The sequence below is a fragment of the Streptomyces sp. MS19 genome, assembly GCF_047200595.1.
GTDB lineage: Bacteria > Actinomycetota > Actinomycetes > Streptomycetales > Streptomycetaceae > Streptomyces.
Map to the genome: position 1 here is coordinate 1 of NZ_JBJZOH010000070.1, position 13,621 is coordinate 13,621.

The 13,621-nt window shown below is 72.2% G+C and carries 9 protein-coding genes; 7 read left to right on the top strand and 2 right to left on the bottom strand.

Annotation, left to right across the window (positions count from 1 at the left end):
- Window positions 1–98 precede the first annotated feature (98 nt).
- The 4 genes from ACL02R_RS29465 to ACL02R_RS29480 are packed head-to-tail and all read left to right on the top strand — an operon-like array spanning window position 99 to window position 4,202.
- Window positions 99–1,022 carry a branched-chain amino acid ABC transporter permease gene (locus ACL02R_RS29465; RefSeq protein WP_362967632.1) on the top strand — a complete coding sequence of 308 codons (924 nt, stop codon included), beginning with the start codon at window positions 99–101 and terminating at the stop codon, window positions 1,020–1,022.
- Window positions 1,019–2,476: a branched-chain amino acid ABC transporter permease gene (locus ACL02R_RS29470; RefSeq protein WP_412800021.1), complete on the top strand. Its 1,458-nt coding sequence runs from the start codon at window positions 1,019–1,021 to the stop codon at window positions 2,474–2,476. Before ACL02R_RS29465 ends, ACL02R_RS29470 begins: the two co-directional genes overlap by 4 nt.
- Window positions 2,473–3,438 carry an ABC transporter ATP-binding protein gene (locus tag ACL02R_RS29475; RefSeq protein ID WP_412800022.1) on the top strand — a complete coding sequence of 322 codons (966 nt, stop codon included), beginning with the start codon at window positions 2,473–2,475 and terminating at the stop codon, window positions 3,436–3,438. Before ACL02R_RS29470 ends, ACL02R_RS29475 begins: the two co-directional genes overlap by 4 nt.
- Window positions 3,435–4,202, top strand: coding sequence for an ABC transporter ATP-binding protein (locus ACL02R_RS29480; RefSeq protein WP_362967635.1), 768 nt, complete (start codon window positions 3,435–3,437; stop codon window positions 4,200–4,202). Before ACL02R_RS29475 ends, ACL02R_RS29480 begins: the two co-directional genes overlap by 4 nt.
- A gap of 42 nt (window positions 4,203–4,244) precedes the next feature.
- On the opposite strand, the gene ACL02R_RS29485 is transcribed toward ACL02R_RS29480, so the two are convergent.
- Together ACL02R_RS29485 and ACL02R_RS29490 are read right to left on the bottom strand one after the other, a co-directional pair.
- A complete protein-coding gene (locus ACL02R_RS29485; RefSeq protein ID WP_362967636.1) occupies window positions 4,245–4,751 on the bottom strand; it encodes a PaaI family thioesterase in 507 nt (168 codons plus the stop codon).
- Between the two features lie 22 nt (window positions 4,752–4,773).
- Entirely contained in the window at window positions 4,774–7,056 is a 2,283-nt protein-coding gene (locus ACL02R_RS29490; RefSeq protein WP_412800023.1) for an FdhF/YdeP family oxidoreductase, read from the bottom strand.
- Window positions 7,057–7,155: 99 nt separating this feature from the next.
- Here ACL02R_RS29490 and polA point away from each other — a divergent pair, with 99 nt between their 5' ends.
- The 3 genes from polA to rpsA all read left to right on the top strand — a co-directional run bounded on the left by polA (window position 7,156) and on the right by rpsA (window position 13,476).
- Window positions 7,156–9,861, top strand: a complete 2,706-nt coding sequence (gene polA / locus ACL02R_RS29495) for a DNA polymerase I (protein WP_412800024.1) — start codon at window positions 7,156–7,158, stop codon at window positions 9,859–9,861.
- Between the two features lie 139 nt (window positions 9,862–10,000).
- The gene (locus ACL02R_RS29500; RefSeq protein ID WP_412800025.1) at window positions 10,001–11,581 is read left to right on the top strand and encodes a lytic murein transglycosylase; all 1,581 of its coding nucleotides are present in this window, start codon (window positions 10,001–10,003) and stop codon (window positions 11,579–11,581) included.
- A gap of 389 nt (window positions 11,582–11,970) precedes the next feature.
- Complete coding sequence (gene rpsA, locus ACL02R_RS29505; RefSeq protein ID WP_412800026.1) at window positions 11,971–13,476, top strand: 30S ribosomal protein S1; 1,506 nt, start codon at window positions 11,971–11,973, stop codon at window positions 13,474–13,476.
- The last annotated feature ends 145 nt before the right edge of the window (window positions 13,477–13,621 follow it).

Sequence of the window (13,621 nt, forward strand, 5' to 3'; positions counted from 1 at the left end):
CCCCCCCCCCCCCCCCCCCCCCCCCCCCCCCCCCCCCCCCCCCCCCCCCCACGGCCCGTCCCCCCGGCAGCCGCTCGTTCCCACAAGGAAGTCAGCCCATGTCCCTTTCCGACATCTGGGACGTCCTCGTCCTCGGGGTGGTGCTCGGCTCGCTCTACGCCGTCATCGCCATCGGTTACACGCTCGTCTACGGCGTTCTCCAGCTCCTGAACTTCGCGCACAGCGAGGTTTTCATGGCCGGTGGATTCGGCGGCGTCATCGCCCTCACGCTCGTCGAACCGGTCGCCGACCCGTCCGGAATGCAATCGGTCCTCTACATTCTGCTCGGCATCTGCGCCGGCGCGGCATTGGGCGGGCTCGTCGCCTTCGGACTGGAAAAGGCCGCGTATCTTCCCCTGCGGCGCCGTAACGCGCCCCGCCTCGTCTTCCTCATCACGGCCATCGGCGCCTCGTTCTTCCTCTACAACCTCGCCGGGAAACTCTTCGGCCGTTATCCGATGCCGATGCCGTCGATGTACGAGAACCGGCGCCTGTTCACCGTCTTCGGCGCCCCGGTCAGCGTGACGCAGCTGCTGATCGTCCTCGTCGGCGTCCTGATGCTCGTCACGGTCGACTTCATCGTGAACCGCACCAAACTCGGCTCCGGCATCCGCGCCGTCGCGCAGGACCCGGAGGTCGCGTCGCTGATGGGCGTGAACATCGACCGCGTCATCTCCAGGACCTTCGTCCTCGGCGGCCTCATGGGCGGCGCGGCCGGATTCCTCTTCGGCACGAACCTCCAGGTCGACTACACGATGGGCTTCCTCCCCGGCATCACCGCCTTCGCCGCCGCCGTCCTCGGCGGCATCGGCAACGTGCGCGGCGCCATGCTGGGCGGGCTCACCCTCGGCGTCGTCGAGTCGTTCACCGTCGAGATCTGGGGCGACGCCTGGCGGTACGTCGGCGGGTTCGCCGCGCTCGTGCTCGTGCTGATGTTCCGCCCCACCGGCATCCTCGGCGAGCGGGTCGGGAGGGCCGCATGACCACCGAAGCACCCGTCCACGCGCCCCTGAGCGCGGCGGCACGCCTGCGCCGCCGCAAGTGGTACCAGGAGCCGCGCTGGAAGCGGCTGTCCGCCCTCCTCGTCCTGGCCGTCGTCATCGCCCAGGCGACGGGCGTCCAGGGCGTCCGCGGCGATCTCTTCTTCGCGCTCCAGGAGAACTTCAAGGGCGTCCGCATCTGGGTCTGCGTCGGCATCGCCCTCGCCGTCTGGGCCGTCAGGGAGTTCGGCCGCGAAGGCGTCGCCCGCTGGTCCTCCGCCGTCCGCGAGGAGACCGGCCGCCCCGTCGGACGGCCCGCCGACGTACGCCCCGCCCAGCGCTTCTCCCCCCGCACCGCGCACGTCTGGCTGCCCGCCACCGTCGCCCGCGCCGTACGGCTCGTCACCGGCCTGTTCCGGGACCACGCCGCCTACCGCTGGACCGCCCTCGGCGCGCTGCTGGTCTTCCTCGTCTTCCTGCCGATGATGGTCGCCACCTTCTGGCAGCAGGTCATGGTGGACCAGATCGGCATGTACGTCCTGGTCGCCATCGGCCTGAACGTGGTCATCGGCTGGGCCGGCATGCTCGACCTCGGCTTCATCGCGTTCTTCGCCATCGGCGCCTACAGCTCGGCCTTCTGGACCGGCGGCCTGCCCGTCGAACCGCCCGTCGAGCTGAACAACTTCCTCGTGATCCCGGTCGCCGTCGTCACCTGCCTCATCGCGGGCCTGCTGCTCGGCGCGCCCACGCTCCGGCTGCGCGGCGACTACCTGGCCATCGTCACGCTCGGCTTCCACGAGATCGTCTACCTGATCGCCAGGAACTGGTCCGACTTCACCGGCGGTACGCGCGGCGCCCCCGGCCTCGACCGCTTCTCCGTGGACCTCGGCTTCTGGTCGTACGAGTGGCAGCTCGACCCGGCGCCGTACTACTGGCTCCAGCTCGCGTTCGTCGTCGCGATCATCGCTCTCTTCCTCCGGCTTGAGCACTCGCGCGTCGGCCGCGCCTGGACCGCGATCCGCGAGGACGAGGTCGCCGCGGCGGCCACCGGCGTCAACACCGTCCGCTTCAAGCTGCTCGCGTTCGCCATCGGCGCGTCCACCTCGGGCGTCGCGGGCGTCGTGTACGCGAGCAAGCAGGGCTTCATCAACCCCGAGCAGTTCGTGGTGCTGATGTCCGTGCTCGCGCTGTCGTACGTCGTCTTCGGCGGCATGGGCTCGATCCCCGGCGTGGTCCTCGGCACCGTGCTCCTCGTCTGGCTGCCGGAGTACCTGCGCGACACCGTCGACCCGCAGGACCGCTTCATGTACCTCGGCGGCCTGCTGGTCGTCATGATGATCTACCGCCCGCAGGGCCTGCTGCCCTCCCGCCGCCGCCAGCGTGAGCTGCGGATGGCGGAGGAGGGCCGGGGCGGCGCGGACGCGCTGGGCGCGCAGCCGGGAGGTGCGCAGGGATGACCACCGAGATGAAGGACGCCGCACGGGCGCCCGAACCCGCCGGGGCGGACAACGTCCTCGACGCCAGCGGGGTCACCCTGCGGTTCGGCGGCCTGACCAGCCTCGACGGGGTCGAGCTGCGGATGAGGCGCGGCGAGATCCTCGCCGTCATCGGGCCGAACGGCGCGGGCAAGACATCGCTGTTCAACTCGCTGACCGGCGCGTACGTCCCGCAGGAAGGCGCGATCACCTACCGGCCCAAGGCGGGCGGCAGCCACGAGCTGCGCGGCCAGAAGCCGCACAAGGTGAGCCGCCTCGGGGTGGCCAGGACGTTCCAGAACATCCGGCTGTTCGGCGCGCTCACCGTGCTGGAGAACGTCAAGATCGCCGTCGAGACGCGGCAGCGCACCGACGCCATCTCCATCATGCTCGGCCTGCCGAACGCCCGCCGCGACGAGCGCGAGAGCGACCGCAAGGCGCACGAGGTCCTCTCTTATGTCGGCCTGGAGAACCGGATCAACGAGCTGGCCTCCTCGCTGAGCTACGGCGAGCAGCGGCGCCTGGAGATCGCCCGCGCCCTCGCCACCGCGCCCGAGGTGCTGCTGCTCGACGAACCGGCGGCGGGCACCAACCCCACCGAGAAGCGTGACCTGGAAGTCCTGATCCGCCGCATCAACACCGACCTGGCCGTCAGCGTCCTGCTGATCGAGCACGACATGCGGCTGGTCATGTCGGTGGCCGACCGCGTCGTGGTGCTCAACTTCGGCAAGAAGATCGCCGAGGGCACCCCGGCCGAGGTCCAGCGGGACCCGGCCGTCGTGGAGGCGTACCTCGGCGCGTCCGCCGAGGAGGACTCCGCCGCGGTCGCCGACATGCTCGCCGCGCAGGCGGCGGCCGACGTCCCCGCGCCGCGCGGACCGGCCGACGACGGCACGGGCGGCGGCGCGGACGGTACGGACGGCAGCGAGGAGGACCGGTCATGAGCACCGAGCTGGAGAAGGAGCCCCGGCCGTCGCCCGGCACCGACGCGGGACCGCCCCTGCTCGAACTGCGGGACCTGCACGTCTACTACGGCGCCATCGAGGCGCTGAAGGGCGTCAGCCTCACCGTCGGCCGGGGCGAGGTCGTCGCGCTGCTCGGCGCCAACGGCGCGGGCAAGTCCACCACCCTGAAGACCGCCTCCGGCATGCACGCGCCCCGCACGGGCCAGGTCCTGCTGCACGGCGAACGGGTGGACGGCATCGCCTCGCACGAGCTGGTCCGCTTCGGCATCGGCCATGTCCCGGAAGGCCGCCGCGTCTTCCCGCGCATGACCGTGCTGGAGAACCTGCGGATGGGCGCGTACCGGCTGCGCCGCCCCGACCCGGCCGACCTCGACCGGGTGTTCACGCTCTTCCCGCGCCTCGCCGACCGCCGCAAGCAGGTCGGCGGCACCCTGTCGGGCGGCGAGCAGCAGATGCTGGCCATCGGCCGCGCCCTCATGGGCAAGCCCGAACTGCTGCTGCTCGACGAGCCGTCCATGGGCCTCGCCCCGCTGATCGTCCAGCAGATCTTCGAGATCCTCGGGGAGATCAACGCCCAGGGCACGACCCTGCTCCTCGTGGAGCAGAACGCGTCGCAGGCGCTCCAGCTCGCCGACCGCGGCTACGTGCTGGAGACCGGCAGCGTCGTCATGGCCGACACCGCCGGGGCTCTCCTGTCCGACCCGCGGGTACGCGCCGCCTACCTCGGTGAGGCCATCGAGTGACGTGACGTGTGACGTGTGACGTGCGACGTGTGACGCGGCACGTCAGGCGACGGGCGGGGCACCGGCTTCCGGGGCCCCGCCCTCCCGCGTCTGCTGGGTCGCGGGACGCAGCGCGCACGTCAGCCGCGCCGTGCACACGCGCTTGCCCCGCTCGTCGGTGAGGACGATCTCGTACGTCGCCGACGTCCGCCCCGTGTGCGCGGGCGTCGCCACGCCCGTGACGAGGCCGGAGCGCACCGGGCGGTGGTGCGTACAGTTCAGGTCCACGCCCACCGCGATCTTGTTCGGTCCGGCGTGCAGCATCGCGCCCACGGAACCCAGCGTCTCGGCCAGGACGGCGGACGCCCCGCCGTGCAGCAGCCCGTACGGCTGGGTGTTGCCCTCCACCGGGATCGTGCCGACGACGCGCTCGGGCGACGCCTCCGTCACCCGCACGCCCATGCGCTCGCCGAGCGCCCCCGCCGAGAAGAGTGCGGGCAGGTCGATGCCGAGGACGGCCCACTGGTCGAGGGTCTCCGGGGGGAACTGTGTACCACTGCGCTCAGCCATGCCAGCGTTCTACCAGGTCCCCTCAGCGCTCCGCCGCCCGGGTGAGGCGGACGACCACGGACTTGCTGGCCGGGGTGTTGCTGACGTCCGCCGTCGAGTCGAGCGGCACCAGCACGTTCGTCTCCGGGTAGTACGCCGCGGCGCAGCCCCGCGTCGTCGGGTAGTGGACGACGCGGAAGCCGCGCGCGGTGCGCTCGCTGCCGTCGGTCCACTCGCTGGTCAGGTCGGCGTAGTCGCCGTCGGCGAGCCCGCGTTCGGCCGCGTCCCGCGGGTGCACCATGACGACGCGCCGCCCGCCCGTGATGCCGCGGTAGCGGTCGTCCAGGCCGTAGACCGTGGTGTTGTACTGGTCGTGCGAACGCAGGGTCTGGAGCAGCAGCCGGCCCTCGGGGACGCGCGGGTACTCGACGGGGGACGCCGTGAAGTGCGCCTTGCCGGTGGCGGTGGGGAACGTGCGGCTGTCGCGCGGGCCGTGCGGCAGCGTGAACCCGCCGGGCGCCGCGACCCGTTCCTCGAAGTCCTCGAAACCGGGCACCACCCGCGCGATCCGTTCCCGCACGCGCCGGTAGTCCGTCTCGAACTCCTCCCACGGCGTCGCGCTGCCCGCCCCCAGCACGCGCCGCGCCAGCCTGCTGACGATGGCAGGCTCCGACAGCAGCTCGGCGCTCGCGGGCCGCAGCCGCCCCCGCGAGGCGTGCACCTTGCCCATGGAGTCCTCGACCGTCACGAACTGGTCGCCGGACGCCTGCGTGTCCCGCTCGGTGCGGCCCAGCGTGGGCAGGATCAGCGCACGGGTGCCGGTGACGCAGTGGGAACGGTTCAGCTTCGTCGACACGTGCACCGTCAGGCGCGCGCGGCGCATCGCGTCCTCCGTCACCTCCGTGTCGGGACTGGCCGCGACGAAGTTCCCGCCCATCGCGAAGAACACCTTCACCCGCCCGTCCCGCATCGCGCGGATCGAGTCCACGACGTCGAGCCCGTGCTCCCTGGGGGGCGAGAAGCGGAACTCGCGCTCCAGCGCGTCGAGGAACGCGCCGGCCGGCTTCTCGTAGATCCCCATCGTCCGGTCGCCCTGCACGTTGCTGTGCCCGCGCACCGGGCAGACGCCCGCGCCGGGGCGGCCGATGTTGCCGCGCAGCAGAAGGAAGTTCACGACCTCCTTGATCGTCGGCACCGAGTGCTTGTGCTGCGTCAGGCCCATCGCCCAGCAGACCACCACGCTCCGGGACGCGAGCACCATCTCCAGCGCCCGTTCGATCTCCGCGCGGGACAGGCCCGTCGCGGCCAGCGTCTCGTCCCAGCCGGCCGCCCGCGCCGCCGCCGCGAACTCCTCGAAGCCGTGGCAGTGCCCCGCGACGAACTCCGTGTCCACCGCGCCCTCGCGCTCCAGCAGCAGCCGGTTCAGCAGCCGGAAGAGCGCCTGGTCGCCGCCGATCCTGATCTGGAGGAAGAGGTCCGTCAGCGCTGTGCCGCGCCCGGTGAGGCCGCGCGGGGTCTGCGGGTTCCTGAACCGTTCGAGCCCGGCCTCGGGCAGGGGGTTCACCGAGATGACGCGGGCGCCGTTCTCCTTGGCCTTCTCCAGCGCCGACAGCATGCGCGGGTGGTTCGTCCCCGGGTTCTGGCCCGCGACGATGATCAGATCGGCCTGGTGAAGGTCCTCCAGGTGCACGCTGCCCTTGCCGACGCCCAGCGTCTCCACCAGCGCGGAGCCGGACGACTCGTGGCACATGTTGGAGCAGTCGGGCAGGTTGTTCGTGCCGTACTCGCGGGCGAACAGCTGGTAGAGGAACGCCGCCTCGTTGCTCGTGCGGCCCGACGTGTAGAACACCGCCTCGTCCGGCGAGCCGAGGACCCGCAGCTCCTCGGCGATCAGGCCGAACGCCTCGTCCCACCCCACCGGCTCGTACCGGTCCGCGCCCTCCGGCAGGTACATGGGCGTCGTCAGGCGCCCCTGCTGCCCCAGCCAGTAACCGGAGCGGCCCGCGAGGTCACCCACCGTGTGCTCCGCGAAGAACGCGGGCGTCACCCGCCGCAGCGTCGCCTCCTCCGCGACGGCCTTCGCGCCGTTCTCGCAGAACTCCGCCGCGTGCGGCTTCCCCGGCTCGGGCCAGGCGCAGCCGGGGCAGTCGAACCCGTCCTGCTGGTTCACGCGCAGCAGCGTGAGCGCCGTGCGCCGCACACCCATCTGCCGCTGCGCCGCCCGCATCGCGTGCCCGACCGCCGGGAGCCCGGCCGCCGAGTGCCGGGGCTCACCGACCTCGGGGGAGTCCTGGACCGGGTCCTGCGCCGGGGGCTTGGCAGGCATCGCTGATCACCTCGCGTGGGGGACGTCGCATGGAGGGAATCCTCCGATCCTCCCACGGCCGGGACGGGAGTGTCAGTGGCGCGTGGGAGGATCGGGAACGTGGCTGAGAACGCATCGCAGACGACGACCGCCCCGCCCCGCCTGCTCCTGCTCGACGGGCACTCGCTGGCGTACCGCGCCTTCTTCGCGCTGCCCGCGGAGAACTTCACGACCGCGGTGGGCCAGCCGACGAACGCGATCTACGGCTTCGCCTCCATGCTCGCGAACACCCTGCGTGACGAGGCGCCCACGCACCTCGCGGTCGCCTTCGACGTCTCCCGCAAGACCTGGCGCTCGGACCGGTACACGGAGTACAAGGCCACCAGGTCCGCCACCCCCGACGACTTCAAGGGCCAGGTCGAGCTGATCGGCGAGCTGCTCGACGCGATGCGCGTGCCCCGCTTCGCCGTCGACGGGTACGAGGCGGACGACGTCATCGCGACCCTCGCCACGAAGGCCGCGTCCGAGGGCTTCCACGTCTCGATCGTCACCGGCGACCGGGACGCGTTCCAGCTGGTCGGTGACAGCGTCACCGTGCTCTACCCGACCAAGGGCGTGTCCGAGCTGACCCGCTTCACACCCGAGAAGGTCCTGGAGAAGTACGGCCTGCCGCCCGCCCGCTACCCGGACTTCGCCGCCCTGCGCGGCGACCCCTCCGACAACCTGCCGGGCATCCCCGGTGTCGGCGAGAAGACCGCCGCCAAGTGGATCAACCAGTTCGGCTCCCTCGACGACCTGCTGGAGCGCGCCGACGAGGTGAAGGGCAAGGCCGGGCAGAACCTCCGCGACCACCTCGACGCCGTCCGCCTCAACCGCGTGCTCACCGAGCTGGTCCGCGACATCGACCTCGGCTGCGGCCCGGCCGACCTGGCGCGCGAGCCGTACGACCGGGACGCCCTCGTCGTCCTGCTCGACGCCCTGGAGTTCCGCAACGCCAGCCTCCGCGACCGCCTCTTCGCCGTCGATCCTGGCGCCGAGGAGGACGCGCCCGAGGTCGGCGAGGGCGTCGAGGTGGACGGCGCGGTCCTCACGGCGGGCGGCCTCGCCCCCTGGCTCGCCGGGCACGCCGCCGAACCGCTCGGCATGGCCACCACGGACGCCTGGAAGCTCGGCACCGGCAGCGTGCACGCCGTCGCGCTCGCCACCGCCACCGGCCCCGCCGCCTGGTTCGACCCCGCGCAGCTCGACGAGGCGGACGAACGCGCCTTCGCCGCCTGGGCGGCCGACGCAGGGCGCCCCAAGGTCCTGCACAACGCCAAGGCCGTCCAGCGGGTCTTCGCCGAGCACGGCTGGCACGTCGCGGGCATCACCATGGACACCGCGCTCGCCGCCTACCTCGTCCAGCCGGGCCGCCGCGCCTTCGCCCTCGACGCGCTGAGCGTCGAGTTCCTCGGCCGCGAGCTGGCCAGGCCGGCCGACGAGAGCGGCCAGCTCGCCCTCGGCGCCGACGACGCGGCCGAGGCGGACACCCTCATGCGGCACGCCCGCACCGTCCTCGACCTCGGCGAGACGTTCCGCGGCCGGCTGACCGAGGTCGGCGCCGCCGGACTGCTCACCGAGCTGGAACTGCCGACCTCCGACCTCCTCGCCCGCATGGAACGGGCCGGCATCGCTGCCGACCGCGCCTGGCTGGAGCGCCTTGAGCAGCAGTTCGCCACCGCCGTCCAGCAGGCCGTCACCGAGGCGCACGCCTCGGTCGGCCACGAGTTCAACCTCGGCTCGCCGAAGCAGCTCCAGGAAGTACTCTTCGGCGAACTGGGCCTGCCGAAGACCAAGAAGACGAAGACCGGCTACACGACCGACGCCGACGCGCTCGCCTGGCTCGCCGCCCAGACCGAGCACGAACTGCCGGTCATCATGCTCAGGCACCGCGAGCAGGCCAGGCTGCGCAGCACCGTCGAGGGCCTGATCAAGACGATCGCCTCGGACGGCCGCATCCACACCACGTTCCAGCAGACCGTGGCCGCCACCGGCCGCCTGTCCTCCACGGACCCCAACCTCCAGAACATCCCGGTCCGCACCGACGAGGGCCGCGCCATCCGCCGCGGCTTCACCGTGGGCGAGGGCTACGAGTGCCTGCTCACCGCCGACTACAGCCAGATCGAACTGCGCGTCATGGCCCACCTGTCGGAGGACGCCGGGCTCATCGAGGCGTTCACCTCGGGCGAGGACCTCCACACCACCGTCGGCTCGCAGGTGTTCTCCGTCCCCAAGGACCAGGTGGACGCCGAGATGCGCCGCCGCATCAAGGCGATGAGCTACGGCCTCGCCTACGGCCTGTCCGCCTTCGGCCTGTCGCAGCAGCTGTCGATCTCCCCCGACGAGGCGCGCGGCCTGATGGACACCTACTTCGAACGGTTCGGCGGCGTCCGCGACTACCTCCAGCACGTCGTGGTGGAGGCCACGGCCACCGGCTACACCGAGACCGTCCTCGGCCGCCGCCGCTATCTCCCCGACCTCACCAGCTCCAACCGGCAGCGCCGCGAGATGGCGGAGCGCATGGCGCTCAACGCCCCCATCCAGGGCACCGCGGCCGACATCGTCAAGATCGCGATGCTGCGCGTGGACGGCGCGCTGCGCCGCGAGGGGCTCGCCACCCGGATGCTGCTCCAGGTCCACGACGAGATCGTCCTCGAAGTGGCCCCCGGAGAGCGGGAGCACGTCACGGCGCTGGTGCGCCGCGAGATGGCGGGCGCGGCGCAGCTGCGGGCCCCGCTCGACGTCTCGATCGGCGCCGGGGAGACCTGGGAGGCGGCCGCGCACTGACGGCCCCGGTTTCCCCAGCCGCCACTCCGGATACGCCCGGGGGTTCTGGCAGCGGGAGCGCGACCTGTCGTACTGTCATCCGTCAACGGGCAAGAGCCGCACGTGAGTCGCAGACAGCAGCAGACGAAGGGGACGGCGAGTGGGGTTGCGCATCGGCAGGGTCCGCCGGGGGATCTCCGGGTCCGCGGTCGCCGCGGCGGCGATGGCCGCGCTGACCGCCTCACAGGCATCCGACGTTCTGAGCACTGATTCCACGCCGCCGCAGGACACGCCGTCCGACGCGGTCGCCGCCGACGACACACCGGGCGACGCGGTCCCTGACGGCCCCGCCGCCGGGGACCCGCCCTACCACACGGACCTGCCGCCGCTCGACACGGTGGAGCCGGGCACCCCGGACGGCGGGCAGGACGCGGGCGGCCCCCTCGGCGGCGGCGAGTCCGGCATACCCGCCACGGTCCTGGACGCCTACCGCTCGGCCGCCACGACCGTCGCGGGCACGACCCCCGGGTGCGGACTCACCTGGGAACTGCTCGCCGCCATAGGCAAGGTGGAGTCGGGACACGCACGCGGCGGCGACGTCACCGCGGACGGCACGACCACCACGCCCATCCTCGGCCCCGTCCTCGACGGGCAGGGCTTCGCGCAGATCAACGACACGGACGCCGGCCGCTGGGACAGCGACACCGTCCACGACCGCGCGGTCGGCCCGATGCAGTTCATCCCCTCCACCTGGGCGAGCTGGGGGGCCGACGGCAACGGCGACGGCGTGTCGGACCCCAACAACGTCTACGACGCGGCCCTCGCCGCGGGCGACTACCTCTGCGCCTCCGGCCGCACCCTCGCCCTCTCGGCGAACCTCGACCGCGCCATCCTCAGCTACAACCACTCCTGGGACTACGTCCGCACCGTCCGCTCCTGGCTGGAGTACTACCAGCGCGGGGTCCACGAGGTGCCGGACGGCGAGGGCGGCCTGCCGCACAGCCCCGGTCCAGGCAACCCGGACGCCGGCCGCCGCCCCGCCGGTCCCCAGCGCCCCGCGGGCCCGCCCGCCACCGGCGGGAACGGCAGTGAGCGCCCGGACAGGCCGGGCAGTCCCGCCGAGCCGGAGGAACCGGAGCAGCCCGAGGAGCCCGAGGAGCCCCAGGAACCGGGCGGTCCCGGCAAGCCGGAGGACCCGGGCTCCGAGGACCCGGGCCCCGGGAACGAGAACCCGGGACCGGGTGACCCGACCGACCCGACCGATCCGACCGATCCGACGGACCCGGGCGATCCCGAGGACCCGACCGACCCGACCGATCCGACGGACCCGGGCGATCCCGAGGACCCGACCGACCCCGAGTGCCCCACCGCCCCGGAGGACCCGACCGACCCGGGCGAGCCCACGGAGCCGGGAGAGCCCACGGACCCCGGGGAGCCCACGGAGCCGGGAGAGCCCACGGAACCGGGAGACCCGACCGATCCCGGCGAGCCCACAGAGCCGGGTGACCCGACGGAGCCGGGTGATCCCACCGGTCCCGATGACCCGGCCGACCCGGGCGAGGACGACGGGTGCGGCGACCCCGAGGACCCGACGGAGCCCGAGGACCCGACCGATCCCGGCGAGGAGACACCCGGCGAGGAGACCCCGGGCGACGGCGAGGAGGACGAGGACGGCGCCGGCGACGACGACGCCGCCGGGACCGTGACGGCCCTCGGCGTGCTGTCCCGGCGCGCCGTCTGAGGCCAGGCGCCAGACGCCGGACACTGCCCCCGGGACCAAGCGTCCCGGGGGCTCGGGCCCGCCCGCCGGCGGCGTCGTCCCGCCGCCCGGGGGAGGACACTCGCCGGATTTGGCCCGATAGCGCCCCTCGTGGGGCGAACCGCGCATTGACCCCGCTCCGATGCGCCCGTATGCTATAAGGCGCGCTGCGGGCCTGCGCGCCTCAGACGGAGCAGGACGCGCTCGCAATTGCTGTAGTCCCCTCGGTTGTCGAGGCGCTACCGGCTCCTGGACCCTTCGCGGTCCCGGTGCGGAAGCCCCTTCCCCATCCGGTCGGCCTCAGTGCTGCGACATGGGCTTTCGGCGTAGCTGTGCCTACGAAACATGTCCGTACCGGAGCCCTTTACCACATGACGAGCAGCACCGAGACCACCGCGACCACGCCGCAGGTTGCGGTAAACGACATCGGTTCCGAGGAAGCCTTCCTCGCCGCGATCGACGAGACGATCAAGTATTTCAACGACGGCGACATCGTCGACGGCGTCATCGTGAAGGTCGATCGGGACGAGGTCCTGCTCGACATCGGCTACAAGACCGAGGGCGTCATCCCCTCGCGCGAGCTGTCGATCAAGCACGACGTCGACCCCAACGAGGTCGTCGCCGTCGGTGACGAGATCGAGGCCCTTGTCCTCCAGAAGGAGGACAAGGAGGGGCGCCTGATCCTCTCGAAGAAGCGCGCCCAGTACGAGCGTGCCTGGGGCACCATCGAGAAGATCAAGGAAGAGGACGGCATCGTCACCGGCACGGTGATCGAGGTCGTCAAGGGCGGCCTGATCCTCGACATCGGCCTGCGCGGCTTCCTGCCCGCCTCGCTGGTCGAGATGCGCCGCGTCCGCGACCTCCAGCCGTACGTCGGCAAGGAGCTCGAAGCCAAGATCATCGAGCTGGACAAGAACCGCAACAACGTGGTCCTCTCCCGCCGCGCCTGGCTGGAGCAGACGCAGAGCGAGGTCCGCCAGACCTTCCTCACCACCCTCCAGAAGGGCCAGGTGCGCTCCGGCGTCGTCTCCTCCATCGTCAACTTCGGTGCCTTCGTGGACCTGGGTGGCGTGGACGGCCTGGTGCACGTGTCCGAGCTGTCCTGGAAGCACATCGACCACCCCTCCGAGGTCGTCGAGGTCGGCCAGGAGGTCACGGTCGAGGTCCTGGACGTGGACATGGACCGCGAGCGCGTGTCGCTGTCCCTCAAGGCCACGCAGGAAGACCCGTGGCAGCAGTTCGCCAGGACACACCAGATCGGGCAGGTCGTGCCCGGCAAGGTCACCAAGCTGGTGCCCTTCGGCGCGTTCGTCCGGGTGGACGAGGGCATCGAGGGCCTGGTCCACATCTCCGAGCTGGCCGAGCGCCACGTGGAGATCCCGGAGCAGGTCGTCCAGGTCAACGACGAGATCTTCGTCAAGGTCATCGACATCGACCTGGAGCGCCGCCGGATCAGCCTCTCGCTGAAGCAGGCGAACGAGAACTTCGGCCCCGACCCGATGGCCGTCGAGTTCGACCCGACCCTGTACGGCATGGCCGCCTCCTACGACGACCAGGGCAACTACATCTACCCCGAGGGCTTCGACCCGGAGGCGAACGACTGGCTGCCCGGGTACGACAAGCAGCGCGAGGAGTGGGAGCGCCAGTACGCCGAGGCGCAGCAGCGCTTCGAGCAGCACCAGGCGCAGGTCATCAAGTCCCGCGAGGCCGACGCGCAGGCCGAGGCCGAGGCGGCGGGCTCCGGCGGCGGCCAGGCGGCCGGCGGTTCGGGCGGCGGCGGTTCGTACTCCTCGCCGCAGACCGAGGACGCGGGCGCCCTGGCGTCCGACGAGGCGCTTGCGGCCCTCCGCGAGAAGCTCGCGGGCGGCCAGAGCTGACCCGACGACCGGGCGGTCGCTGACCGCGCCGATCACCGCATGAAGGCCGTGGCCCGTCTCCCTCAGCGGAGGCGGGCCACGGCCCTTTGTGGGGGGGGGGGGGGGGGGGGGGGGGAGACTCCCCCCCCACCCCCCCCCCCCCCCC